Raw genomic sequence first — 24,747 nt, 5'->3', positions numbered from 1 at the left:
AGGAGCAAACCCACTTGTCAGAATTGTTTAGCGATGTCCTGGAAGTCATTCACAGTCGAGATATCCGATAGCGATCGGTAAAGAAGACACTGAAGGAAAAAATCTCAAAAAATTCTCTCACCTTAATGGATGGTCTTGCCCCTCATGAATTCATCGAGGTGGGGCCATCACACGAAGCCTGCAAGGAAAACGTACGATGAATACCACAGAAGCAACCACTCTCAGTCCGGCACAATTGGAGCAATTGTCGATCAATACGATTCGTTTTTTGTCGGTGGATGCCGTGCAAAAGGCCAACAGTGGTCACCCGGGCCTCCCACTGGGCGCGGCCCCGATGGCCTATGTCCTGTGGACACGATTTCTTCAACATAACCCCTCCAACCCTCACTGGTTCAATCGAGACCGATTCGTTCTGTCGGCCGGACACGGGTCGATGCTGTTGTACAGCTTGCTCTATCTCACCGGTTATGATTTGCCGCTCGATCAGATCAAACAGTTTCGCCAATGGGGCAGCCTCACGCCGGGTCATCCCGAGCGAGGGGTAACCCCCGGCGTTGAAACTACCACAGGCCCGCTCGGTCAGGGATTCGGCAATGGAGTGGGCATGGCCATCGCCGAAGCGTATCTCGCCGGCCGTTACAATCGACCCGGATTCGAGATCATACATCATTACACCTACGGGCTGGTCAGCGACGGTGACCTGATGGAAGGCGTGGCGGCCGAAACAGCATCGCTTGCGGGTCATTTGAAACTGGACAAGCTGATCTATCTATACGACGATAATCGGATCACCCTCGCCGCGTCCACAGAACTCACGTTCACCGAGGACCGCGCCAAACGATTTGCGGCGTATGGCTGGCACACGCAAACGGTCGAGGACGGCAACGACGTCAACGCTATCGACCGCGCTTTCCATGCGGCGCGTCAGGACACAGCACGACCCTCACTGATCCTCGTGCGAACGCATATTGGCTATGGTTCCCCCAACAAACAAGACACCTTTCACGCGCATGGTTCCCCACTAGGCGAGGAGGAAGTGAGACTAACAAAGCAGAAGCTCGGCTGGCCTGTCGACCCGCCATTTCTTGTTCCGGATGCAGTCGAGCAGCATTGCCGCCAGGCCATTGACCAGGGTCGCCAAACGGAATCGGAATGGCATGCGACGTTTGCGGCATATGAAAAAGAATATCCGGACCTTGCCCAAGAACTTCGCTTACTCATCCAGGGCGAATTACCCCAGGGCTGGGACGCGAACATCCCGCAATTTCCCGTCGATGCCAAAGGCTTAGCCACCCGCGTCGCCTCGGGAAAAATAATGGACGAAATCAGCAGGACACTCCCTGGCCTGATCGGAGGCTCGGCTGACTTGAATCCTTCCACGTTCACGGAATTAACCGAAGCCGGCAATTTTGGGCATTCGTCCATGGCAGTCGGTGATCTACAAGGATCGGCAGGCGGCGGATGGAGTTATGCCGGCCGTAATCTCCAGTTCGGGGTTCGGGAGCATGCAATGGGTGCCATCATGAACGGCATGGCCACGCACGGAGGCACCCTCCCATTCGGGGCCACATTTCTGACCTTCTCCGATTACATGCGGCCGCCGATCCGACTCGCCGCGCTGATGGGGTTACAGGTGGTCTATGTGTTCACGCATGACAGCCTCGCACTAGGTGAAGACGGCCCAACCCACCAATCCGTGGAACAGGTCGCCAGCCTTCGGGCGATTCCGAATCTGATCGTGATCCGTCCCGGCGACGCCAACGAGACGGCGGTGGCTTGGCGCGTTGCCATCGAAACACGGGATCGCCCGGTGGCTTTAATCCTGACGCGACAATCGGTGCCGACGCTCGACCGCACAGAGTTTTCCGCTGCAGCTGGCCTGCAGCGCGGTGGATATATCCTGGCCGATGCCCCGAAGGGAAATCCTGATCTCATTCTGATCGCCAGCGGGTCTGAAGTTCCGCTGATTGTGGAAGCGCGACAGAAACTTCAGGAACAACAATACCAGGTGCGCCTCGTCTCGATGCCGAGTTGGGAACTGTTTGAAGCCCAGTCCCAGGAATACCGTAACACGGTATTGCCGGGGGCAGTCGGCGCAAGACTTGCGGTCGAAGCCGGAGTGTCTCAGGGTTGGTCCCGCTATGTCGGCAACCATGGTGACGTGCTCGCCGTGGATCATTTTGGTGCATCGGCCCCCGGCGCAATTGTCATGCGAGAGTATGGCTTCACTGTCGCCAATGTATGCAGAAGGGCTCTGGCTCTACTGGAAACGACACGTTGAAGATCGGAAGACACGAATACCCATTTTAGGAAGGAGAGACACGATGCAACTTGGCATGATCGGTCTTGGACGAATGGGCGCGAACCTGGTCCGACGCCTGACAAACAATGGCCATACCTGTGTGGTCTACGATAGAAACCGCGCTGTCGTGAAAGAGCTTGAGGGCCGAGGTGTACAGGGCACCGCCTCGCTTGACGAATTCATCGCCAAACTTTCCAAGCCGCGCGCCGCCTGGGTGATGGTACCCGCCGCAGTGGCTGGCGAGACAGTACAGGAACTAGCCTCGCGCATGGAGGCAGGCGATATCATCATTGACGGCGGCAACACGTATTACCGCGACGATCTTGAGCGAGCGAAGGCTCTCAAAATCCGCGGCATTCACTATGTCGACTGCGGCACCAGCGGAGGAGTCTTCGGACTTGAGCGCGGCTACTGTCTGATGATCGGCGGAGAGGAAGATGTCGTTAAGCACCTGGATCCGATTTTCAAAACGATTGCGCCGGGGATCAAGTCGGCGCCTCGCACCCCCGGAAGGAACGGTGCCTCAATTCCCGCGGAAGAGGGCTATTTGCACTGCGGCCCGCCCGGTGCAGGACACTTCGTGAAGATGGTCCACAACGGAATAGAGTATGGCATCATGGCGGCCTATGCCGAAGGCCTCAACATCCTCAAGCACGCCGACGTCGGGTTACATCCCCGGGCGCAGGATGCCGAGACGACTCCGCTGCGTGACCCGGAGGCCTATCAGTACCAGATCGACGTGGGTCAGGTCGCCGAGGTATGGCGTCGGGGCAGTGTGGTGTCCTCCTGGCTGCTCGATTTGACTGCGGCCGCGTTGGTTGATGATTCGGAGCTGACCGGCTTTTCAGGGCAGGTCTCGGATTCCGGCGAAGGGCGCTGGACGGCGCTGGCTGCGATTGACGAGGGCGTGCCGACGCCGGTGATCAACGCAGCGCTCTTCGGGCGATTTGAATCCAGGGGTGAGGCCGACTATGCCAACCGACTCCTCTCCGCCATGCGGAAACAGTTCGGCGGGCATGATGAAAAGAAGGAATGAGGAATCAGAGATGAACAGGACCACAGGCGATGGCACGCGATCTGACGCACTGGTGTTCTTCGGAATATCGGGCGATCTGGCGCATAAAAAGATTTTTCCTGCGCTCTATGCAATGGCGAAACACAAGACACTGACGGTGCCACTGATCGGCGTCGCGGTCCCACACTGGAGCCTGGCGCAATTACGTAAACACCCGAGGGAGAGCATCAAGCAGGCCGGCAAAATTGATGACCGTATCGCCCTCAGTCACTTGCTTTCTCACATGCAGTACGTGGGGGCGTTTACAATGACCCGGCGACCTTCCTCGCGCTCAAGCAGGCACTAGGCCATGCCCTACGCCCGGCGCATTAACTCGCCATTCCACCAGACTTATTCGCGACCGTAATCAAAAGGCTCAATGCCGCAGGTCTTCCCGATCAGGCGCGGATAATCGTTGAAAAGCCGTTCGGGCGTGATCGGGCCTCAGCACGCAGCCCCAACCGCATCGCACGATCTGCATTCCCGGAGAACTCGATCTTCCGTATCGACCACTTCCTTGGGAAAGAAGAGATCATGAATATCCTCTATTTTCGCTTCGCCAATTCGTTTCTGTCCCTACAAGCGCGGCAGCTGGGGGCCGAAAGAAGCGAACGAGCTCATCCAAACCGACGGAGGTTGGCATAATCCCGTCATGCTGCAAGCATAACGAGTCTGCCTTCATCCCTCGTGGAACGTCGGGCTCACTTGAACCTGCTCCGAAAATTTCTTGGATGAGTTCTGGCCCTCGGCGTCACCCATTCGATGACACGGAATCGAAACTATGATCAAAGCCATATTTGAGTAGGAGCTTTTGTACGCGAGGACTCATGATGTAATCAAAAAATTCTTTTGCCACATTCAAGGATGCTTTCCGACAAGTCCACACCACCGCTTCCCCTAAGCGGACCGGTATGGGCGTGCTGCCCGGATTTTCATCAATGATGCGCACGTCCGGATTGTTGATCGCATCTACCCGATAGACGATGCCCAGGTCTGCCCTCCCCGTGTGAATCAAGTTCATGATATCCCCAGCGTGGTCTGCTTGTAGAAGCTTGAACCGACTCTTATACGCAGGATCGGATTTAGTGAGTGCCCGGACCGTGATTTCCCCCAACGACGAAGTTTTTGGATTTCCCAAGACCATACGGGTGGCTCCATCGGGCTGAGCCTCGTGAAAGGCGACCGGGATAACGCGTGAGGTCGCCGACATGACAAGTACGAGACTGGTCTGTGCATAGATCCGAGGCCCTCCGTTGAGAGTCAGCCCCTTGTGTTGGAGTTTTTCAACCTCCTCTACCGCCGCAGGGAGGAACAGATCGATCGCCGCTCCCTGTTCAATTTGTTTGCGCATTGTTTGCGACGGACCGTACACGACCTTGACGGCCGCACCATATTCTTTCTCAAACATCGGCACAATTTCCTGTAATGCCGACCTCAAGCTTGGAGCAGCCCCAATCGTCAGAGCTTCAGCCTGAACACTCGCTCCAGTTGCCACGACACCGAAGATGCTCCCTATCAGGGCTATCGCCATACCAAATTTCCGACTTCCCATCATGATTCTCCACTTTCTAACCCTCTCATCAGGGGTCTTACCAAAGAATGAATAAATGAGGCTGAATCAATTCTCAATCAGAGAGATCTGAAGGGATGATTTCTGCGTGTGCATTTGCATCCCCATATGGACCCCTCCATGCATCGCATCTTGCGCGCATCTAATCTCCCCATTACACAAGAACGATTAGGTCCCAGCAAAACATCTCAGCCTGTTATCATGCCCTTCGACTTTTTGATAGTTGAATGAACTAACTTGGAGTAATAGCAAAATCAATACCCATTGTCGGATCCAGAAGATGGAATAAAGAAACTCGGTTCACCTTAAAATTTTTAAAGAAATCTCTATGTTGTTCACTCTAATCGCCTATGGCGAGCGTTCTACCATGTGAGATTCCGCACATTGCGCTCAGTGCAAAAACCCTTCCGCATTCTTCAACCAGTGCTGTTCAAAACTTTCGACGTAGAGCTGATGGCGACGATAACGTGCGAGCAAGCTGCCGTGAATGACCTGTGATATCCAGGCAATTCAATTTGGTAAGGATTTTGCTTGGCGCTAGAGGAAAGGCTTTGATCAGTGGATGATACCCGGATCACAGAAACCAAAGAGGTCATTTAGCTCAGTGATGATTAACATGACAGAAACTCAATCTGTTTTTGGGAGGCTACGTGCATGAACCAGATCGTCCTCATTGCTCTGCGACGCCCGTACACCTTCGTGGTTATGACCATCCTCATCGTGCTCTTGGGGGTTATGACGGTGCGCCACATGCCCACCGACATCTTTCCGGATATCACGATTCCCGTCACCTCTGTAGTCTGGATCTATTCCGGCATGCTTCCGCAGCAGGTAGAAGGGCGCATCACGTATCTGTTCGAACGCTTCCTGACTTCGACGGTGGAAGGCATCAAGTATATCCATAGCCATTCTTACTTCGGCAGCAGCATCACGAATATTTTCCTCCAGGATGGAGTCGACGTGGGCAGGGCTGAAGCGGATATCGTGGGTATTGCACAGAACGTCGTCAATGCGCTCCCACCCGATATTTCGCCGCCCATGGTTATGCGTCTTGCCCCCTCCTCTATTCCGGTGGCCATGCTCCAAATCAGCTCCGATCACCTGACGCCGGCCGAACTCTATAATCTCGTCTACATGCGAATCCGCCCCCTGCTCGTGACGGTACCGGGGATTGTCCTGCCACACCCATACGGCGGCCAGGATATGCAGGTTATGGTCAACCTCGATCAGCAGAAATTGCTCGCCCGTCAACTCACTCCGGCGGACATTCACAAAGCGCTCATGCAACAATACCTCGTGCTACCGTCCGGCGACATCAAGATCAAGGAGACCGACTGGATCGTCCTCACAAACGCCTCACCGTTGAAGATTGAGGATTTCGCCGATTTCCCGATCAAGCGTGAAGGCAACGCATTCGTCTACCTGCGCGACGTAGCCACGGTGCGCCTCATGGGTCGTGTCCAACAAAACGCGGTACTGGTGAAGGGCAAACAGACCGTCATCCTCGTCGCGATGAAGAGCACCGAAGCCTCGACTCTTGACGTCGTCGATGGCATCAAGAAGATGATCCCGCGCGCCGAGCAGATTTCTCCGGAGGGGGTGGAGATCAAGCTCATCGACGATGCCTCGACGTTCGTGAAAGATTCGATTTCGGATGTCTTGCATGAAATGCTCATGGCCGGTGGGCTGGTCGGCATCATCGTGCTGTTGCTGCTTGGTTCATGGCGCGCCACGGTCATCGTCTGGACCTCGATCCCGCTGTCTATTCTGACCGCCATTATCGGGCTGCATCTGCTCGAAGAAACGATCAATGTTATGACCTTGGGCGGTTTGGCACTGGCCGTCGGCATTCTGGTCGACGATGCAACCGTGATGATCGAGAATATCGATCGCCATATCGAAATGGGCAAACCCCTCGAACAAGCCATCATCGATGCCGCCAACGAGATCGTCGTCCCGACCCTCGTCGCCACCCTCTGCATCGCAATCGTCTGGCTCCCGCTCTTCCAGCTTGGCGGCGTCGCCGGTTACCTGTTCAAACCCATGGCGGAAGCGGTCATCATTGCAATGCTGGCGTCCTTTATCCTGTCACGAACACTCGTGCCGACCATGGCAAAATATATGCTGAAGGATCACCATGTCGCAGCCGCATGAACCCCACGGAGAGAACGGAACGGAATCATCGGCCAACATCTTCGTCCGCTTTCAGAACGGGTTCGAACGGGGCTTCAACCGGTTCCGCGGGCGCTATAGTGCGCTACTTGAACAGGTGATTGCCAACCGGCAGGTCTTCGTCGCGACCTCTCTGGCCATCGCCGTGGCTTCCATGTCCCTCTTTTTCTTTCTCGGGCGGGATTACTTTCCCGAGATCAGGTCGAGCGTCATGACGATGCATATGCGGGCACCTCTCGGAACACGCATTGAGGTATCAGGACGCATTGCCACTCTTGTCTCCAACACCATCCAGGAGTTGTTGCCCGGTAAAGTTGAAAACATCGTCAGTAATTGCGGCCTGCCGGTCGGACCGCATAACCTCGCTTTCATTCCGACGCCAACGATCGGCTCACAGGATTGTGACTTGACGATCCTCCTGAATGATGAAAAATCCCCGGTCTGGGATTATCGGCAAATTCTCCGCAAGGGCTTGAGGGAGCGCTATCCTGGAACCGAATTCACCTTCCAACCGTCCGATCTGACTGCAAAAATTCTTAATTTTGGGGCGCCTGCGCCGATCGATGTGCAAATCAACGGCCCCGACATGTACCCCAATTATGAGTTCGCCCGTCAATTGGTGGGCAAGTTTCGCGAGATTCCCGGTGCCGCAGACGTGGTGATCCAGCAGACGATGCGCACGCCAACTCTCATGGTCGAAGGCAATCGCACGTTCGGACTCGGGGTCAACAGGTCCCTCAAGGAAATGGCGGACAATCTGCTCATGACGACCGCCGGAAGCCAACAAACCGATCAGATCTATTGGCTCGATCCCAGTACCGGCATGTCGTACCTGATTAATGTCTATACGCCGCAACCACAGATCAACAGTGTCAACAGTCTCAAGACTATCCCGGTCGAGTCCGCGAGCGACTCGAAAGATCCGAAGGGGCAGGAAGTGCAGCTCCTCGGAAATTTGGCCGATATTACCGCGACGGGCACGCCGGGCGTGATCACGCACGGGAACATTATGCCGCTGTTCAACATCTATATATCCGCCGAAGGACGAGACCTCGGCGGTGTATTGGCGGATGTCCAGAAGGTCGCCAAAAGCATGGAAGACGAGAAGCCACGCACCGCTGAGCTTGAAATCCACGGCCAGGCATCACTGATGCACGACGCGTATTTCGAACTGATCCTCGGACTTCTCGCAGCGGTCATGCTGATCTATCTGCTGATTGTCGTCAACTTCCAATCCTGGCTGGATCCTTTCATTATTATTACAGCTCTCCCCGGCGCGCTGGCGGGCATTGCCTGGGCCTTGTTCCTGACCCATACGCGGCTTTCGGAGCCCGCCCTCACGGGCGCCATTATGACCATGGGCACAGCAACCGCCAATTCAATCCTTGTCGTATCCTATGCGCGCGACAGGCTCAAAGATCATGGCGATGCATTGCAGGCCGCAATGGAAGCCGGAGTGACCCGCTTCCGACCCGTGCTCATGACGGCCTCAGCCATGATTTTCGGGATGGTCCCTATGGCGACAGGGTATTCCACGAATGCGCCTCTGGGACGCGCCGTCATCGGCGGCTTACTTGTTGCCACCGTTTTTACCCTACTGTTTGTGCCCTGCGTTTACGCGATGATCTATAACAGGCGAGCGGCTCGCCAGAAGGACCATGCATACCATGCGTAAGATTTTTCGTGGAAGATTCATGGTCATCTCGGTAGCCCTCCTGGTTATCTTCTACCTCGGCTATCGGGTTTATGAGAGCAAAAGCGACGCCTCTCTGCTGCGCAAGAAGACGCACGAAAACGCCGTCTCCACCGTGGCGGTCATTAATGCCAAGCCGGTACCGCCGACCGAAACCATTACGCTCCCCGGCACTGTTGAGGCTTGGTTTCAGGCTCCAATCTACGCACAGGTCTCGGGCTATGTGAAGATGTGGTACAAGGACTACGGTGCGCTAGTGAAAAAAGGCGATATCCTCGCCGAAATCAATGCGCCTGCTCTCGACGCCCAATATCACCAAGCCAAAGCGGATCTGGAGTCGGTGCGCGCCATCTATTCCCTCGCCGAAATCACAGCCAAGCGCTGGCTTGCGCTACGCAAAAACCATGCGGTCTCCGAGCAGTCGATTTCAGTGAAGGTAGCGGAAGCGAAAGCTGAATTGGCAAAGGTCAGAGCAGCGGAGCAGAACGTCAGGAACTTCGAGGCCCTCATTCGCTTCAAAACCATTGTCGCACCCTATGACGGGGTGGTAACCGTCCGCAACATCAATGTCGGCGACTACGTCAATAAGGAGGGGACGATCAGTTCCCCCGGCTCGGTCAGCAATCTCTTTACGGTGGCCGACGTGAGTCTGCTGCGCCTCTTTGTCTCCGTGCCGGAGTCGTTCGGACCCTTCCTCCAGCCAGGACTCACGGCCGACGTGACAGTCCCACAATTGCCCGATCGTCATTTCACCGCCAAATTCCTGACCGTGGCCCGTGGATTCGACGTCAGCACACGTACTGCAATTACCGTCTTCACGATTGAAAACGAGGACAGGGCTCTCTGGCCGGGCTCCTACGCCCAGGTCCACCTCACAGCGCCGGTTGACCGGAAAGTGTTCACGATTCCATCCACCGCATTGGTGTTCCAGGAGCGCGGCACGCAAGTGGCGGTGGTGGCAGAGGACGACCGGGTGCACTTTAACCACATTACTGTGAGCAAACTTCTCGACAATGCCGTCGAAATAGCCGAAGGAATTTCCACCACTGACCGCATCGTGAACAACCCCAGCGCCGGATTGCTGGAAGGAGACACAGTGCGCATCGTGACGCCGGCCCCCGGTTATGACCTTACCAATACCGACGCACCCGCACCGACCGACGCGCCCGCGCCAACCGGCGGACCGCTGCCAACAGGCGCACCGACGCCGAATGAGTCACCGACATCAAAGGAACACATTTCACCATGAGAGTCGCTATACCCGTGATGGAGGAACGTTTACCTCTGAAACTGGAAGTATGGCGTATCTTTCTGCCCCGTGCGTGGCGCTACGGCTTGTTCCTGCTGACACTCCATCTACCGGCTTGCAATTGGTTCCCGGCCGTCGATTTGGCGCCTAGCTATGAACCGCCGCAATATGTCGTCCCGGCCTCATGGAAAGGGGCAAGTCCCTTCGTCGAAGCGAAGCCGTCAGATGATGAATTACGCCCGGATTGGTGGAAACTTTTTAACGATCCAATTCTGAATCGTCTTGAAGAACAGGCCATGGCAGCCAATCCGGATCTGCAGGCCGCCGCCGAACGATTCGTTCAGGCTCGCGATATGATGATGAGGGCCCGATCACAGTACCTGCCTCACGCCGGTCTGGGATTCGACGCCTCGAATAATAGGCAATCCAACAATAGTCTGTTTCGCGGCTTCGGCGAAGACAACCGGGAAGTGTCCATTTCTACCGGGGGTCTCGCATCATGGGAGCCCGATTTTTGGTCCGCACTTCGCAATGCCACGGCGGCCGAACTCTACCGCGCCGAGGAGCGAGCCGCGGATTATGGCCTGGCGCGACTCAGCCTGCAGGCGGAAATTGGGGCGAACTATTTTACACTCCGCGGATACGACGCGCAGACGGCGATCTATACCCAATCGATCGACCTCTATCGAAACGTGCTGAACCTCGTCAATGCACAGTTCGCCGGCGCGATCGCATCGGCGCTCGACGTCGCCCGCGTCGAATCTCTGCTGTTCAGTACCGAGACGAAATTAGCCCAGATTCAAGGCCAACGCCAAGTGACGGAACAGGCGATCGCCATTCTCGTCAACAGGGCGCCGAGCAGCTTCACGATCGAGCCGGTGGATGACCTTCGGGTAGAGAGTTTTGCCATTCCCAGAACCATCCCTTCCACCTTGCTGGAGAGGCGGCCCGACATAGCCGGGATGGAACGTCAGATGGCACAAGCGAACCGCGTCATCGGCATCGCCCGCGCCGCTTTTTTTCCCGATGTGCGGTTCTCGGCAGGCGGCGGGTTCGAAGATACCGGTTTCAGTTTGATCAAGCTCGCCAGTAGTTTTTGGTCCTACGGGTCCACTGTTTCGCTGCCGCTTTTCCAGGGTGGATATCGCCGCGCCCAATTGCAGCAGGCCTGGTCGGCCTATCGCGAAACGGAAGATCGCTACCGTGCAACCGTGCTGAACGCCTTTCGCGAAGTCGAAAACAATTTGAGCCTGACCAACCGGCTGACCCTGGCAACCAATCGGCAGAGTGCCGCAGTCGGAGCCACACTCAAGACGCAAAATCTGACGACGGAACTCTATAAGGGAGGGCTGGCTTCTAGTCTTGAACTTATCTATGCGCAGGTCGGTACACTCGAGGCGCGTATCGACTTGGTGGCTATCAAAGCTGAACTGCTGAGAGCTTCGGTTGCGCTCGTCCGCGCCCTCGGCGGAGGCTGGAACCGCAACCAATTGCCCGCCGACGAAGAGATCCAACCATTCGATACGTTCCAATATGTTGATCTCGACAAACCACCACCTGCCGGAGGCATCGATGTGAATGCGGTCAATAATGGAGTGAATAATGATTTGACCAAACCGTCCGTTCCTTGAAGAATCCTTCACTGTGCAATAATAATCAAAAATGAGCCCGTTTAATCGAAGCAGATAAACATAGGGGAATCGAGCGAAATTTCAATCCTCAACCCTGCAAACAGGTGGAATCCTGCTCATCGAGATACTCATTGGAGCCGTTACTCCCCATATTCATAGGAAATGATCAGTCAAAGGCTCAAAAGATTTTTGATTTTACCATGATTCTCATGGCACCCGTCTAACCCTCCGTTCCTAATCTCAACCTCCATGTTCGAATTGTTTGCGCATTGGAACTTGTCGGAGTTCGATATTTTTTGCATGGACGGGTGAAGCGGTCGACAATCGGAACCCATCGTTTTGCAGATCCCGCTCATGAATCGATTCCTATACGCCCCTCTGATCATTCCCGAGGAGGATGTATTCTTTCTATGCTGTCATCCAATCTAGCAACGGATTCAGCAAGGACCTTGGAATAGAATCATCGTTGTCAGTTCTTTTTCTCCCATTCAGCGGATTAATCTAGAGGAGAAAGGCCAGGGATTGGGAAAAATCCTACTCATGCCCAATATTTTGAACGCCAAGCGGTCACCCCGTGCTGAGACGGGCTCCAAAGCACATCTGAGCAACAGTTTTTGGTGCGATTGCCCGGCATGAAATAAACAATTCTTTCCCACTACTAAAGTCCGCTTCTCAAAACTTCAGACCATGGCTGTCCTACCTGGATCGACGTATGTATTCTGAGGAGCGGTTATTCAAATAATAGGCACAGGCAGAAAGGCTGCCAGGACGAAGATCCGTCGCTCGTCATTGAGAGTCTGTCGCTTCTTTTGTGATTTCCCAACTTCCTCAAACATTCAGAAAAACCACATCAACCTACCTTTTTTACTAGGCAAAGCAAGTTCCATGACAATGGAGAATACATACGTGTGACCCCATAAAGAAAAACTGCTTCAATCCCACGTTTCTGACAATTTCTCCATGATTTTTTGTCGAATTACCCAACTTGGGGGGGTGTGGGATTAGAAAATTCCGCGTGATGCCCGCCTTGCTAAAAATGCACTCAATATTTGCCAAATGTTGCTGTATAAAACATTCCAATTGAACAGATGGAACCCATACAGGTGAGCACCTCCTGCTCTTACTGACCCGGATATCGAGAGCATCCAAACTGAGGATTGTTTTGCTATTCGGTAATCAATTTGGTAATTGTTCTGCTGTTCGCCAGAAAAGATGCTTGAGTCAAGGGAGGTATCTAATACGGTTCATGAGGTACGCAGTGTCAAAATGACAAAACCTCAACCCGCCTATAGCCGCATTTAACAGAGATTGCGCATGAATCAGCTTGTTCTCATTGCGTTGCGAAGGCCTTTAACCTTCGTTGTTCTTGCCATTCTCATCGTGATATTCGGGACGAAGTCGGTGCTTCAGACACCGACCGATGTCTTTCCGAATATCAGGATTCCCGTCATCTCCGTGGTTTGGTCCTATGCAGGCTTGCTACCGAGTGATGTGTCCGGGCGTATCACGTTTTACTTCGAACGCGCCTTGACCTCAACGGTGGAAGGCATCAAGAAGATCGATAGCAAATCCTATTTCGGCATCAGTATTATCAATATCTTTCTCCAGGAGGGAGTCAACCTTGCCGGTGCCGAAGCCGAGGTTGCGGCGATTTCGCAGACAGTTGTGAAAGCGCTGCCCCCGGATATTTCTCCCCCCATGATCATGCGTCTCGAAGCGTCCTCAGTGCCGGTGGCCATGCTGCAAGTCACCTCCGACACCTTGACGCCCGCAGAGCTCTATAACCTTGCCTTTACCCAAATTCGTCCCCTGCTCGTGACCATTCCCGGGGCGATCCTGCCGCATCCATACGGGGGACAACCGAAACAGCTCCTGGTCTCGCTCGATCAACAGAAATTACTCGCCCGTCACCTCACCCCGGCAGATATTTTCCATGCTTTCGATAGGCAGAACAAAGTGCTCCCGGCAGGCGACCAAAAGATCAAAACTACCGACTGGATGGTCCAGACAAATGCGATGCCGCTGCAGGTCGAAGATTTTAACAATATTCCAATTAAGAGAGACGGAAACGCCTTCATTTATATGCGTGATGTCGCCAACGTGACCCTCGCCGGCCCGCCACAAACGAATGCCGTGCTGGTGGAAGGCAAACAAGCCGTCACCCTCGTCGTCATGAAGAGTGGTGAGGCTTCGACCCTGGAAGTAGTTGATGGGGTCAAGAAGGCGATTCCGCGCATCGAAAAGATTGTGCCCAAGGGCGTGGAGGTTAAAATTCTCAACGACGCCTCGCTCTTCGTGAAGGAATCGATTGCGGACGTCGTGAAAGAAATGGCAACGGCTTCCGCCCTGGTTGCCCTGATCGTCTTGTTGTTGCTTGGATCATGGCGACCAACCGTTATCATCGCCACCTCAATTCCGCTCTCCATCCTGTCCGCACTCATCTGCTTAAACTTAACCGGAGAGTCGCTAAATCTTATGACACTAGGTGGGTTAGCGCTGGCCGTCGGCATACTCGTTGACGACGCCACGGTGATGATTGAGAACATCGACACGCATCTCGCCATGGGAAAGCCTCTCGATGATGCCATCGTCGACGCCGCCAATCAGATCATCGTCCCCACCTTGGTTGCCACGTTAAGCATCGCCATCGTCTGGCTCCCGCTCTTCGAGCTCAGCGGCGTATCCGGCTGGCTCTTCGCACCCATGGCCAAGGCAATCATTTTCGCCATGCTCTCATCTTTCATCTTGTCGCGCACACTGGTGCCGACCATGGCGAAATTTATCCTCGCGAATCACCACGAATCGCAGTCCCCTGAAGACGGTAGAGGGAGCGAACCGGAAAAACCTCAGAACTTCTTCGTCCGCTTCCAGCAGAGTTTCGAACGCAGTTTCGATCGATTTCGTGAGCGTTACAATGCCCGCCTCGAACATGCTATCGCCCATCGACGCACGTTCGTCGTCATCGCTCTTGCGCTAGCACTTGCTTCTCTCAGCCTGTTTTTCTTTAACGGACGGGACTTCTTCCCCGAGGTCAAGTCTGGAACCATGCAGATGCATATGCGGGCACCACTCGGCACGCGTATAGAGGTCTCAGCTCGCGTCGCCTCCCTCGTTTCGAAAGACATCGCACGATTGCTTCCCGGGCAGGTCGAAGGCGTCGTCAGCAATTGCGGGCTGCCGGTCGGACCACATAACCTCGCCTTTATTCCGACGCCGACGATCGGGTCGCAGGATTGCGACCTCACCATCGACTTGAAGAATGAAAAGTCACCGGTTTGGGAGTATCGGCAAATTCTTCGCAAAGGCCTGAGGGAGCGGTATCCTGGTACCGAATTCACGTTCCAACCGGCTGACCTGACCGCCAAAATTCTCAATTTTGGCTCGCCTGCGCCGATCGATGTGCAGATTAACGGTATGGAGATGTACGCCAACTATGAATTCGCACGAAAACTGGCAGGGGAGCTGCGCAAGATTCCTGGGGCCAGCGACGTGACGATACAGCAGACGATGCGCACGCCGACACTTTTCGTCGAAGGTCAACGCACGTTCGGTCTCGGCACAAACCTGAGCGAAGGGGAAATTGCCGACAATCTGCTGTTGTCCACCTCTGGCAGCCAACAGATCGACCAGCAATATTGGCTCAATCACAAAACCGGCATTTCCTATCAGATTAACATCTATACGCCCCAACCGCAGCTCACGAGCATTAAAAATCTCATGACGGTCCCTGTCGATCAAAACAATCTCGACTCCTCGAAAGATAACGTACAGCTACTTGGGAATGTGACCACACATTCAATGATCGGAACGCCGGGCCTGATCTCGCACGCGAACATCATGCCGCTATTCAATATCTATGTGTCTGCCGAAGGGCGTGACCTCGGAGGCGTTCTGGCGGATGTCGAGAAGGTTGCCAAAAGCCTGGAGGACGAGTTGCCACGCAGTGCGGCACTCGAAATCCATGGGCAGGCCGAAACCATGTACGAGGCATATGTCGAATTGATTGTCGGTCTCCTCTTTGCCGTCGTGTTGGTGTATCTTCTGATTGTCGTGAACTTCCAATCCTGGCTTGATCCCTTTATCATCATTACGGCATTACCCGGTGCGTTGGCGGGTATTGCCTGGGCATTGTTCCTGACACATACCAATATTTCCGTGCCGGCGTTAACGGGTGCCATTATGACGATGGGCACGGCAACCGCCAATTCAATTCTTATTGTCTCCTACGCCCGTGAACGCCTTGAAATGCACGGTGACGCACTCCTCGCTGCTGTCGAAGCCGGGAAAGCCAGAATTCGCCCGGTACTCATGACGGCTTCGGCCATGATTATCGGGATGCTGCCGATGTCGATGGGCAACTCACCGAATGCGCCTTTGGGTCGCGCGGTCATCGGCGGACTGATGGTCGCGACGTTGTTTACCCTGTTTTTCGTGCCCTGCGTCTATGCCATCATTTACAACAGGCGAGCGACTCGCCAAACGAATCAGGGGTAATATGAAGGTCCTACGTGGAAAAGGCCTTGCGATCTTCGTGATCCTACTTTGTATTCTATACATGGGCTATCGAATTTACGCACACAACAGCGGCGCCGCAACACTACGCGAGGAGACACTTGCCGGGGCTATCCCCACTGTTTCCATCATCAATCCCAAACCGCTACCGCCTACCGAGACCATTACTCTCCCAGGCAATTTCCGGGGTTGGTATGAGGCACCGATCTATGCCCAGGTCTCGGGCTATGTGAAAATGTGGTACACGGATTACGGAGCGAAGGTGAAGAAGGGCGATATTCTCGCCACAATCAACGTGCCGACTCTCGACGCTCAATATCGGCAGGCCAAGGCGGATCTGGCGTCCGAGCGCGCTCTATATGGTCTTGCCCAATTGACGGCCAAGCGCTATCTAGCACTCCGCGAAAAACATGCGGTCTCCGCTCAATCGATTTCCGTGAAGGTGGCAGAGGCCAAGGCCCAAGCGGCAAAGGTCAACGCGGCGGAACAGCAAGTCAGGAATTTCGAGGCGCTGATTCGCTTCAAAACGATCGTGGCGCCCTTCGATGGTGTGGTCATCGACCGCAATATCAATGTCGGTGACTATGTCAACAAAGAAGGCACGATCAGTGATCCAAATGCCATCAGCAACCTTTTTACTGTGGCTGTCGTCAGCAAAATGCGCCTCTTTGTCTCGGTTCCGGAATCTTTCGGGGCCTTTCTCAAGCCGGGTCTGACGGCTGAGGTAACCGTGCCGCAATTGCCCAGTCGTCGTTTCACGGCAAAATTCCTCACCGTCGCGAGTGCATTCGATGTGAGCACGCGCACCGCGGTTACCGAATTCGTGCTGGACAACGAGGATAGGGCCCTCTGGCCCGGTTCCTTCGCCAAAGTACAACTCACAACGTCGGTGAATTCGGATTTTCTCACGATTCCAACCAGCGCGATGGTCTTCCAGGAAAACGGCACCGAAGTCGCCGTGCTGACGGATGACGATCGCGTTCATTTTAAATCGATCACCGTGGGGAAAATTCTTGACGCCACGGTCGAGGTCACAGAGGGAATTACCCCTACCGACCGCATTGTGAATAATCCCAGCGCGGCATTGCTCGAAAACGACCAGGTCCGCATCGTCACCCCAGCGCCGGGATATAATCGTCTTAACACCGACGCACCGATGCCCAAAGCCCAGATTGACGCATCAATATCATCGGGCCAGGCCGATACACCTGTGGCAAAGGACCAAACCGACGCACCTATAGCAAATGACCAATCATCAAAATAATGGCCGTCGAAACATGTTAAAGGAAGGTTTGCGACCACCAACAGAGATGCCATGTAGGTTGTTGACTTGGGTATGGCGTAGCAGTGTGTTGATGATTGCCCTTCATGTATCGGCATGTTTGCCACACGTGGATCTCGCGCCGGATTATCAACCGGCCGAATTCGTCGTCCCCGTTTCATGGCACGGTTCCAGTCCCTTCGTCGAAGCGAAACCCTCGGATGGTGAATTACGACAAGATTGGTGGACACTCTATAACGATCCGGTATTGAACAACCTTGAAGAACAGGCTATGGGTGCTAATCCGGATCTCCAAGCGGCTGCTGAGCGCTTTGTCCAGGCCCGCGATATGATGATGAAAGCCCGTTCACGGCGTATCCCACATGCCGGTCTGGGGTTCGGCGCCTCCGACAACAGACAATCAGAAAATCGTCTGTTTCGCGATCCTGATATTTCGGATACGGCCTCGACGGTTTCCGTCGGAGGGATTGCATCATGGGAGCCGGATTTCTGGTCGGCAATTCGCAACGCCACGCGTGTAGAGATGTACCGGGCCGAAGAGCGTGCGGCTGAATATGGGCTTGCACGCCTCAGTTTGCAGGCGGAAATTGCGGCGAACTATTTCACCCTTCGTGGCCTCGACGCGCAACTGGCGATTTATACCCAATCAATCGACCTCTATAGAGGTTCACTCAATTTGATTAATGAGCAGTTTACGGTCGGGATCGCGTCCATGCTGGACATTGCCCGCGTGGAATCTCTGTTGTTCAGCACTGAGACGAAGGAGGCCGAAATTCGAGGCCAACGCCAGGTGACTGAACAGGCGATTGCCATCCTCCTCAATCGGGCACCGGCCAGTTTCACGATCGAACCGGTCGCCGACCTCCGTGTGGAAAATTTCGAGGTGCCCCAGACCATTCCATCAACCTTATTGGAGCGTCGCCCCGACATCGCAGCGATGGAGCGACGGATGGCCCAGGCCAATCGTGCCATCGGCATCGCTCGCGCAGCCTTTTATCCTAATGTGACGTTCCGGGCCGGAGGGGGGTTCGAAGATACCGGCTTCGATTTGATCAAGCTTGCCAATAGTTTCTGGTCCTACGGGTCCGCCATTGAGCTCCCGCTTTTCCAGGGTGGATTTCGCCGCGCCCAATTGCAGCAGTCCTGGTCGGTTTATCGCGAGACGGAGGACCGATACCGTTCGACGGTGCTCAACGCCTTTCGCGAAGTCGAGAACAATTTGAGTCTGACCAACCAGCTCACCACTGCGGCCAAACGGCAGGACGCCGCCGTCGGGGCCTATCTCAAAACGCAAGACCTGACCTCTAGCCTCTATTTTGGCGGACTCGCCTCCAGTCTTGAGCTCATTTACGCCGAGGTCAACACGCTAGCGGCGCGTATCGACTCCGTAGCAATTAAGGCTAATCTGCTGAAATCTTCCGTGGCCCTCATTCGCGCGCTGGGCGGGGGCTGGAACCGCAACCAATTGCCCGCCGATGAACAGATTCAGCCCTTCGATACGTTCCAATATGTCGATCTTGATAAACCACCATCAGCCGGGGGAATCGATGTCAACGCGGACAATAACGGGGTGAATAATGATTTGACCAAACCACCCACTCCTTGACCCACGCTCACCCCTGGTCAGCTGGCATGGGGTATGTTAGAGCGGCACTCCCGCATGGTTTACCGTCACGTCAGTACCCGAGTTCGCGATACGATATACGGATCATGAGGGTACTAAACCTCATGGATTGAAGGGAAAATTACAGAAATGTTATGTTCCTGGCCTTGATGGGAACCAATACCTGCATAAACCAAAGAGGCGTGGACAGAATTCCCAGCCGATCGATATGGGTACAACCGTCATCAGCCTGACGGGAGGAATCATTGTTGTCGCATTGAGGGGAACGGGACAGTGAAAATGCTTGAGACTCTGCCCTATTGTGTGTTTACATCGGGGATGCCCCATAACATCCAGACCTGATCCCTGCACCTGGCATCAAATATGTTTTGATATATTTTGGATTCAGATGAGTGACCAATTCGAATTTGATCTCTTATGCATCGGCAGCGGCCCGGCAGGCCAACGAGCGGCGATTCAAGCCGCCAAATTCAGGAAGCGGGTTGGAGTGGTTGAGCGTCAGCAATGCGCAGGCGGCGTGTGTATCGAACTCGGGACCATCCCCAGCAAAACTCTGCGCGAGGCCGTGTTATCCTTCATGGCTACCAACCATCCGTTTGTCCAACAGACAAGAAACCGGGAACGGCACCGTCCCACAGCGGAACAATTATTTTCTCGTGTGCAACTCGTCAGAAACCGCGAAGTCGACATCGTGGAGGACCAGCTCTGGAGGAATGATATCGAACTCATTTCCGGCGAAGCCTCCTTCACCGACGCCCATACCCTTGTTATTCACACAGAACACGAGACGAAAACTGTCACGGCTGAGAATATTCTGCTTGCCGTCGGAACCGTAGCCGCCCCGCCACCTGGAACCGGCGTGGATGGTGAAATCATTGTCACCAGTGACGAGATGGTCCACCTCACATCCTTGCCCAAAAGATTAGTGGTGGTCGGCGGGGGCGTGATCGGGATGGAGTATGCGTCAATGTTTGCCGCACTCGAAATCGACGTGACCGTGGTGGATAAACGGGAGCGTTTGCTAGATTTCCTGGACAACGAAATCGTTGAGGAACTCATTCATCAAATGAGAAACCGGGATGTGACCTTCCGATTGGGAGAAACCGTGGAAAAATTGACCATCGCTGAAGGTCCTCCCAAACAAGCTGTGATAGAACTGGAGTCAGGGAAGCGACTTGTGTCCGACATGGTTCTGTATTCCGCTGGGAGAATCGGCGCAACCGATCGATTAAATCTAGCTGGTGCGGGCCTGACGGCGGATAATCGTGGACGCATTGCGGTGGATCAAGCTTTTCGAACGCAGATCCCCCATATCTTCGCCGCCGGGGACGTGATCGGGTTCCCCAGTCTCGCCTCTACCTCCGCCGCGCAAGGTCGACGGGCTGCCTGCCATGCCTTCGGGGTCAGTGCGGGTCCCATGGATACACACTTTCCCTTCGGCATCTATGCCATTCCTGAGATTTCCATGATCGGCGCGCATGAACATGAGCTGACCGAAAAAAAAATCCCTTATGAAACCGGTGTTGCCCGATATAAGGAAATCGCTCGCGGGCAAATTATGGGAGATGACAGTGGTTTGCTCAAAATGCTGTTTCATCGTGAGACCCGAAAGCTCCTCGGCGTCCATGTGATTGGCACTGGTGCGACGGAGCTCATCCATATCGGACAAGCGGTGCTGGAATTAGGGGGAGGTCTGGACTATTTTCTTGACCGTATCTTCAATTATCCGACTCTTGCGGAATGTTACAAGGTAGCCGCTTTAAATGCGTTTAATAAACTTTCACGTATAGGATAGCACCCTAAAACGACGTTGATGGATCGTCAACGCATACTGGTCTTTATTTATTTCACATTGGAAGGTTGTCGTCTGAACCCTTCCCAACCATCACACAAGTTTTCCACCCACCATCATGCACAGGTATCTTCACCCGTAGAAATCAGAGGGGCATTCTTTGAGAGGCTCAATGTGGATTCATGGTAAATGTTCCAGATAAGACGACGGTCAGTATCTTAGTCGGGAGAGACTGCTTAATTCTTGGCCAACTGTTTGTGTATGGAGTGGACGGGGTCACTCCACCCTACCTGTTGAATGTGTTACACCGACAACACGGTTGAGGGAGAGACCCGCCTGCTAAAAGAAGTTCTTTAGCCGGACGATCCTCGTTCAGGGGCGTCACTGTTCAGTTCGAAAGATTTCTATGGCCAGCGCGCTACTTTACGACCGCCTGCAATTTGCCTTCACTGTCACGTTTCATTATCTCTTTCCGCAATTGACGATAGGGTTGGCCTTACTGCTGCTTTACCTGCGAAGCCGTGCGCTCGTTTCCGGCGACGACCACTACAATCAGGTTGCCCGATTCTGGACAAAGATCTTTGCCTTGAGTTTTGCCTTTGGTGTCGTGACCGGCATTCCCTTGGAATTTCAATTCGGCACCAATTGGGCGAAATTTTCGAACTTCGCCGGCGGGGTGATTGGCCAGACACTGGCCATGGAAGGCCTGTTTGCGTTTTTTCTGGAATCCTCGTTTCTCGGTATCTTGCTGTTCGGCGAGGGGCGATTCAGTCAGCGGGTGCAATGGGCCGCCTCGCTGATGCTGTTTCTCGGATCCTGGCTTTCCGGCTATTTCATTCTGGCGACAAATGCCTGGATGCAACATCCGGTTGCCTATACGGTGGCTCCGGACGGACGGTTGTTTGTCGACAGTCTTTCCGGTCTGCTCACAAATCCTTGGCTAGTCTGGCAATTCGCCCACAACATGACGGCCGCGGTCGTGACCGCCTCATTCGTGGTGGCCGCAGTCGGTTCGTTCTATCTCCTATCCGGTCTGCACGTGAAATATGCGAAGACGTTCCTCCGTACCGGCGTCGTGGCAGGCGCCATCGCGACGGCGCTGATGATCTTTCCGACCGGCCACGAAAATGCCAGACAGGTTTTTGAACACCAACCGGTCAAAGGTGCCGCATTCGAAGGCCTCTTCAAGACCGAGCGTGGCGCGGGGATGGTGCTTATCGGCCAACCGAACCTCGAAACCATGACGATCGACAATCCGCTCGTCGTGCCGGACGCCTTGAGTCTACTGCTCTTTGACGAACTCTATGCCACGGTGAGAGGGCTCGAGGCATTTCCACGTGCAGAGTGGCCGGACAATGTAGCGCTGCTCTACTATGCCTATCATGTGATGGCCTTGCTTGGAACCATTCTTGTATCGATCATGGGTCTGGCGCTGTTTTGGCTATGGCAGGGACGATTGTTTACCGCGAACTGGCTGCTTTGGCTGCTTATGCTTTCCGTCCCGTTTCCCTATCTGGCAACAACGGCCGGCTGGATGACCGCCGAACTCGGCCGCCAACCGTGGCTGGTATATGGCCTGCTCCGCACCGCTGATGGTGCCTCACCGATGGTCCATTCGGGAAACGCACTGTTTACGTTACTCGGGTATCTCGGCATCTATCTTGTATTGGGACTGCTTTTCCTTTTCCTAATGGCTGAAATAATACGGCAGGGCCCGGCGGGCTCATTCCCTGAGTCTGCAAACCCATAGGAACCGGTACGATGGAAACTTTCTGGTATGTTGCTGTCACATTAATGCTGGCTGTCTTTGTGGTCCTTGACGGCTTCGACTTCGGCCTGGGCATTGTCTATGCCTTTGTCGCGAAAAATGAAGCGGACCGACGTGCGGCGTTGGCCGCCATCGGCCCCATCTGGAACGGCAACGAAGTGTGGCTGATCGCTGCAGGAGGACTGTTATTCTTTGCCTTTCCCAAGGCCTACTCGGCAGGGTTCAGCGGTTTTTATCTGGCCTTACATCTGGTCTTGTGGCTGCTGATTGCCCGTGGCCTCGCACTCGAACTCCGTTCGCACGTGGATCACGCACTGTGGCGGCAGTTTTGGGACGTGGCGTTTGCCGGAGCGAGTCTCTTACTGGCTGTCGTGTTCGGCGTGGCCCTGGGCAACCTTATTCGCGGCGTGCCCTTGAATCCCGAAGGCTATTTCTTCGTGGCCCTCTGGACAAATTTCATGACCGGACCGGAGCCGGGCATACTGGATTGGTTTACCGTTCTCTTCGGAGCCACAAGCGCAGCGATCCTCGCCATGCACGGCGCCAATTTCCTGGCCATGAAAACGGAGGGCCAGTTGCGGAACCGGGCACGACGAGCGGCCTGGCTGAGTGGATCGGCCGTGGTTATTCTGGTCGGGCTGGCCCTGACCGCCGTTCCCTTTGTCCAACCCTTGTTCTTCCTCAACTATGCCGCCCATCCCATGGGATACATCTTCCCGGTTCTCAGTATAGCGACGCTGGTAGCGGCTCTCATGATACGAAGGCGCGATTGGGATGCGGGAGCATTTTCCGCCACGAGTCTCTTGATTCTGACAATGCTGGCCAGCACGGCCTGGGGGTCATACCCGAACATCCTGATTGCGACCAACGATCCGGCCAATAGCTTGACCGTAACCAACGCCACCGCCGGCGTCTATGGCCTGCAGATCGGCCTCTGGTGGTTTTTGATCGGATTCATTCTGCTCATTGCGTATCAAGCTTGCGCGCATCAGGCCTTCCGGGGGAAGGTCAAACTCGGGGCACACTGAATCTGTCCATTCTGGAAGTTCGTCTCCACACCGGATTCACGACCAGGATCTTTCGACGACAGGCCTCTGAGCGGAAACCCGCCATCTAGGCGTTTCCCGAGAGTCACCGGAATCTACAGATGGAAGGATTGGCCAAGCAACTGCCTATCATCGATCTGCGTCCTCTCTGAACGTTGTCCAATCCACTGTGCTGATGGTTGGACAGTCTTCGCAGAGGAATTGTAGGATCTTGTTGACGAGGGAAGAAACTGTCAGAGGCAGATGTGCTCATCGAAACAGACGGAGATTGGCATAATCCATGCCGGACGTACCGGAAAGGATAAGAACATGACCATCCCGGAAGAAGTGGTCTTTTTATTGGATGTAGATAATACGCTATTGGATAACGACCACATCGGCACCGACCTCAGCCATCATCTTGCGCAAGAGTTTGGCGAGAAAAACCGGGATCGATACTGGGACATTTTTGAGGCGTTGAGAAAGGAGCTCGGTTATGCGGACTATCTGGGAGCTTTGCAACGCTACCGTGTCGAAACCATGAATGACCCGAGGTTGCTGATGATGTCTTCATTTCTGGTTGACTATCCGTTTGCAGAACGCCTCTATCCTGGCGCGCTCGACCTTCTCGCTCATCTTGATCATTGGGGCCGAACGGTCATCCTCTCGGATGGTGATGTGGTCTTTCAGCCCCGCAAGATCCAACGCTCGGGATTGTGGGACGCCGTCGAGGGTCGGGTGCTCATTTACGTGCACAAGGAACACATGCTCGCGGATGTTGAGCGACGTTACCCAGCTCGACATTACATCATGATAGACGACAAGCTTCGCATTCTTGGAGCCATGAAACAGGTTTGGGGCGATCGTCTGAGAACGATCTTTCCCCGCCAGGGCCATTACGCGCTGGATCAAAATAACGTCAAGGCCTACCCCCCGGCCGACCTTACGGTTGAGCGCATTGGCGACCTGGTCACATATGACCTTCCCGCCTTGATGGGCCTGGTCGATACCGGCCATACGGAATAGGAGACGCCCTGAAGGTGAAGATCATGTCAGGGTTATCGAAAGGAAAT

At 54.5% G+C, this 24,747-nt stretch carries 13 protein-coding genes and 2 pseudogenes; 14 read left to right on the top strand and 1 reads right to left on the bottom strand.

All coding sequences use genetic code 11. The annotated features are described in order from the left end of the window. The first annotated feature begins 196 nt into the window (after positions 1-196). The 3 genes and pseudogenes from tkt to PQG83_RS20870 form a co-directional block, all read left to right on the top strand. Positions 197-2,281 carry a transketolase gene (tkt, locus tag PQG83_RS04080; protein ID WP_312747083.1) on the top strand — a complete coding sequence of 695 codons (2,085 nt, stop codon included), beginning with the start codon at positions 197-199 and terminating at the stop codon, positions 2,279-2,281. A 43-nt stretch (positions 2,282-2,324) separates the two neighbouring features. Next, on the top strand, positions 2,325-3,338 hold the full coding sequence (gnd, locus tag PQG83_RS04075) for a phosphogluconate dehydrogenase (NAD(+)-dependent, decarboxylating) (protein WP_312747080.1): 1,014 nt from the start codon (positions 2,325-2,327) through the stop codon (positions 3,336-3,338). A 10-nt stretch (positions 3,339-3,348) separates the two neighbouring features. After that, a pseudogene (locus tag PQG83_RS20870) lies at positions 3,349-3,929 on the top strand (glucose-6-phosphate dehydrogenase); the annotation flags it as partial. 178 nt (positions 3,930-4,107) lie between these two features. On the opposite strand, the gene modA reads toward PQG83_RS20870, so the two are convergent. Beyond that, complete coding sequence (gene modA / locus PQG83_RS04065) at positions 4,108-4,911, bottom strand: molybdate ABC transporter substrate-binding protein (RefSeq protein WP_312747075.1); 804 nt, start codon at positions 4,909-4,911, stop codon at positions 4,108-4,110. 669 nt (positions 4,912-5,580) lie between these two features. On the opposite strand from modA, the pseudogene PQG83_RS20865 reads away from it, so the two are divergent. From PQG83_RS20865 to PQG83_RS04005, 11 genes and pseudogenes are all read left to right on the top strand, one after another. Beyond that, positions 5,581-8,773 (top strand): annotated as a pseudogene (locus PQG83_RS20865) (efflux RND transporter permease subunit). Then, positions 8,766-10,040, top strand: coding sequence for an efflux RND transporter periplasmic adaptor subunit (locus PQG83_RS04050; protein WP_312747064.1), 1,275 nt, complete (start codon positions 8,766-8,768; stop codon positions 10,038-10,040). The pseudogene PQG83_RS20865 and the gene PQG83_RS04050 overlap by 8 nt, the downstream one beginning before the upstream one ends. A 17-nt stretch (positions 10,041-10,057) precedes the next feature. Then, positions 10,058-11,671, top strand: coding sequence for an efflux transporter outer membrane subunit (locus PQG83_RS04045; RefSeq protein WP_312749117.1), 1,614 nt, complete (start codon positions 10,058-10,060; stop codon positions 11,669-11,671). A gap of 1,314 nt (positions 11,672-12,985) precedes the next feature. Then, on the top strand, positions 12,986-16,165 hold the full coding sequence (locus PQG83_RS04040) for an efflux RND transporter permease subunit (protein WP_312747062.1): 3,180 nt from the start codon (positions 12,986-12,988) through the stop codon (positions 16,163-16,165). Between the two features lies 1 nt (position 16,166). Then, positions 16,167-17,447 (top strand): efflux RND transporter periplasmic adaptor subunit, encoded by a 1,281-nt coding sequence (locus PQG83_RS04035; RefSeq protein WP_312747060.1) that lies wholly within the window; start codon positions 16,167-16,169, stop codon positions 17,445-17,447. Between the two features lie 46 nt (positions 17,448-17,493). Continuing rightward, on the top strand, positions 17,494-19,071 hold the full coding sequence (locus PQG83_RS04030; RefSeq protein ID WP_376753569.1) for an efflux transporter outer membrane subunit: 1,578 nt from the start codon (positions 17,494-17,496) through the stop codon (positions 19,069-19,071). A 406-nt stretch (positions 19,072-19,477) separates the two neighbouring features. Then, positions 19,478-20,884, top strand: a complete 1,407-nt coding sequence (sthA, locus tag PQG83_RS04025) for a Si-specific NAD(P)(+) transhydrogenase (protein ID WP_312747054.1) — start codon at positions 19,478-19,480, stop codon at positions 20,882-20,884. 179 nt (positions 20,885-21,063) lie between these two features. Then, positions 21,064-21,204: a hypothetical protein gene (locus PQG83_RS04020; RefSeq protein ID WP_312747053.1), complete on the top strand. Its 141-nt coding sequence runs from the start codon at positions 21,064-21,066 to the stop codon at positions 21,202-21,204. A gap of 83 nt (positions 21,205-21,287) precedes the next feature. Further along, a complete protein-coding gene (locus PQG83_RS04015) occupies positions 21,288-22,631 on the top strand; it encodes a cytochrome ubiquinol oxidase subunit I (protein ID WP_312747050.1) in 1,344 nt (447 codons plus the stop codon). Positions 22,632-22,642: 11 nt separating this feature from the next. Then, the gene (gene cydB / locus PQG83_RS04010) at positions 22,643-23,677 is read left to right on the top strand and encodes a cytochrome d ubiquinol oxidase subunit II (RefSeq protein WP_312747049.1); all 1,035 of its coding nucleotides are present in this window, start codon (positions 22,643-22,645) and stop codon (positions 23,675-23,677) included. Positions 23,678-24,004: 327 nt separating this feature from the next. Continuing rightward, positions 24,005-24,700 (top strand): HAD family hydrolase, encoded by a 696-nt coding sequence (locus tag PQG83_RS04005; RefSeq protein WP_312747047.1) that lies wholly within the window; start codon positions 24,005-24,007, stop codon positions 24,698-24,700. Positions 24,701-24,747: the final 47 nt, after the last annotated feature.

The sequence above is a fragment of the Candidatus Nitrospira neomarina genome (assembly GCF_032051675.1).
In the GTDB taxonomy this organism is placed as follows: Bacteria; Nitrospirota; Nitrospiria; order Nitrospirales; family UBA8639; genus Nitrospira_E; species Nitrospira_E neomarina.
The sequence above is the reverse complement of the archived record's forward strand: the minus strand, read 5'-3'. Positions and strand labels throughout refer to the sequence as shown.

Coding starts and splice junctions, on each gene's coding strand:
- tkt (WP_312747083.1), top strand. CDS start 197: ATGAATACCACAGAAGCAACCACTCTCAGTCCGGCACAATTGGAGCAA.
- gnd (WP_312747080.1), top strand. CDS start 2,325: ATGCAACTTGGCATGATCGGTCTTGGACGAATGGGCGCGAACCTGGTC.
- modA (WP_312747075.1), bottom strand. CDS start 4,911: ATGATGGGAAGTCGGAAATTTGGTATGGCGATAGCCCTGATAGGGAGC.
- PQG83_RS04050 (WP_312747064.1), top strand. CDS start 8,766: ATGCGTAAGATTTTTCGTGGAAGATTCATGGTCATCTCGGTAGCCCTC.
- PQG83_RS04045 (WP_312749117.1), top strand. CDS start 10,058: ATGGAGGAACGTTTACCTCTGAAACTGGAAGTATGGCGTATCTTTCTG.
- PQG83_RS04040 (WP_312747062.1), top strand. CDS start 12,986: ATGAATCAGCTTGTTCTCATTGCGTTGCGAAGGCCTTTAACCTTCGTT.
- PQG83_RS04035 (WP_312747060.1), top strand. CDS start 16,167: ATGAAGGTCCTACGTGGAAAAGGCCTTGCGATCTTCGTGATCCTACTT.
- PQG83_RS04030 (WP_376753569.1), top strand. CDS start 17,494: ATGCCATGTAGGTTGTTGACTTGGGTATGGCGTAGCAGTGTGTTGATG.
- sthA (WP_312747054.1), top strand. CDS start 19,478: ATGAGTGACCAATTCGAATTTGATCTCTTATGCATCGGCAGCGGCCCG.
- PQG83_RS04020 (WP_312747053.1), top strand. CDS start 21,064: ATGGTAAATGTTCCAGATAAGACGACGGTCAGTATCTTAGTCGGGAGA.
- PQG83_RS04015 (WP_312747050.1), top strand. CDS start 21,288: ATGGCCAGCGCGCTACTTTACGACCGCCTGCAATTTGCCTTCACTGTC.
- cydB (WP_312747049.1), top strand. CDS start 22,643: ATGGAAACTTTCTGGTATGTTGCTGTCACATTAATGCTGGCTGTCTTT.
- PQG83_RS04005 (WP_312747047.1), top strand. CDS start 24,005: ATGACCATCCCGGAAGAAGTGGTCTTTTTATTGGATGTAGATAATACG.